This is a genomic window from Plasticicumulans sp. (assembly GCF_035331805.1).
Classification (GTDB): Bacteria; Pseudomonadota; Gammaproteobacteria; order Competibacterales; family Competibacteraceae; genus Plasticicumulans.
Genome location: NZ_DAOLKE010000521.1, coordinates 1 through 1,782, shown reverse-complemented (window position 1 = coordinate 1,782; position 1,782 = coordinate 1). Strand labels below are relative to the sequence as shown.

Annotated in this window: 1 protein-coding gene; it reads right to left on the bottom strand. The window is 72.2% G+C overall.

The features are described 5' to 3' along the window. Nucleotides 1-203: 203 nt before the first annotated feature. The coding region (locus tag PKE44_RS19030) for a family 2A encapsulin nanocompartment cargo protein cysteine desulfurase (protein WP_324554369.1) at nucleotides 204-1,782 on the bottom strand (1,579 nt) is incomplete at its 5' end.

Sequence of the window (1,782 nt, the reverse complement as noted above, 5' to 3'; positions counted from 1 at the left end):
CAGGGCGAGGCCGTGCTGTATCTGGCGCTGATCCCGGCCTGAAAACCGGAACCGGCCCGGCCGCGCAGTGGCGGTCGGGCCGGCGGAGGCTGTCCGGAACCCTCACGCGCGCCCGCGCGCTTCTTCCTTAGTTCCTCCCGGCCCTCGCCCATAAGGGCGGGAGGGCCGGGCGGAACCGGCAGCGCGAATCGCAGTGAGCGGCGTCAGACCCGGCGCTCGCGCGCCAGCTGTTGCAGCACGCGGATCATCCGGTCGACTTCCTCGCGCGTGTTGTAGAAGGCCAGCGACGGGCGCACCGAGGTCTCCAGACCGAAGCGGCGCAGGATCGGCTGCGCGCAGTGATGGCCCGAGCGCACGGCGATGCCTTCGCGGTTCAGCGCCGTGCCGACCTCGTCGCTGCGGTAGCCGGCGAGCACGAAGGACACGACGCTTGCCTTGTCGGGCGCCGTGCCGATCAGGCGCAGGCCCGGCACCGTGCGCAGGCCGGCGCTCGCGTAAACGAGCAGTTCGTGCTCGTACTGCGCGATGTGCTCCAGGCCGAGCCGCTGCACATAGTCGAGCGCGGCCCCGAGGCCGACGGCATCGGCGATGTTGCCGGTGCCGGCCTCGAAGCGCGCCGGTGCATCCTGATAGCGGATCTGCTCGAAGCTCACGTCGGCAATCATGTTGCCGCCGCCCTGCCACGGCGGCATCGCCGCCAGCAGTTCCGGCTTGCCGTACAGCACGCCGATGCCGGTCGGGCCGAAGATCTTGTGGCCCGAGAACACGTAGAAATCGGTATCGAGCGCCTGCACGTCGACGCGCAGGTGCGAGACCGCCTGCGCGCCGTCGATCAGCACGCGCGCGCCGGCGGCGTGGCCGAGCCGCACCACGTCGGCGACCGGCACGATCGTGCCGAGCGCGTTCGAGACCTGCGTGACCGCGACCAGCTTCGTGCGCGCGTTCAGCAGTCGTGCGTACTCGTCGAGCCGGATCTGGCCGTCGTCATCGACCGGGATCACGCGCAGCTTCGCGCCCTTTTCGGCCGCGAGCCGCTGCCAGGGCACGATGTTGGCGTGATGTTCCAGCAGCGAGACGATGATCTCGTCGCCCTCGCCGATCTCCTGCCGGCCCCAGCTCTGTGCGACGAGGTTGATCGCCTCGGTCGCGCCGCGCACGAACACGATCTCGTCCGGCGAACCGGCGCCGAGGAAGCCGGCGACCGTGCGCCGCGCCTGCTCGTAGGCCTCGGTCGCCCGCGCCGCCAGCTCGTGCGCGGCGCGGTGGATGTTGGAGTTCTCGTGCGCATAGAAGTACGCGAGCCGGTCGATGACCGCCTGCGGCTTCTGCGTGGTCGCGGCGTTGTCGAACCAGACCAGCGGCCGGCCATTGGCGACGCGCTCGGCGAGGATCGGGAAGTCCCGGCGCACCGCCTGCACGTCGAAGGCCGGAGCCGCGAGCGGAGCGAGCGCCGGCACCGGCGCCGGCGCATCGACGAAGTAGTACGGCCCGTCCGCATGCGTCGGCCCCGGCGCCGTCAGCGAGCGCAGCAGTGCCTGCAGTTCGGACTCACCGGGCAGCCCGAAACTCTGCGCCGGCAGCACGGCCGGCGCACTCGCCGCGGCGGCGAGACCATCCAGATCATCCAGACCATCCCGCCCGCCGGCCGCACGCGGACCGGCCCCGGCCTCGTCGAGGAAGTAGAACGGCGCCGCCGATGCCGCCACCGGCGCGGAACCGACCAGCGGCACGCCGGCCCCGGTCGCCGCGACCGGCACCGTCACCGGCGGCACGGCAGCCGGC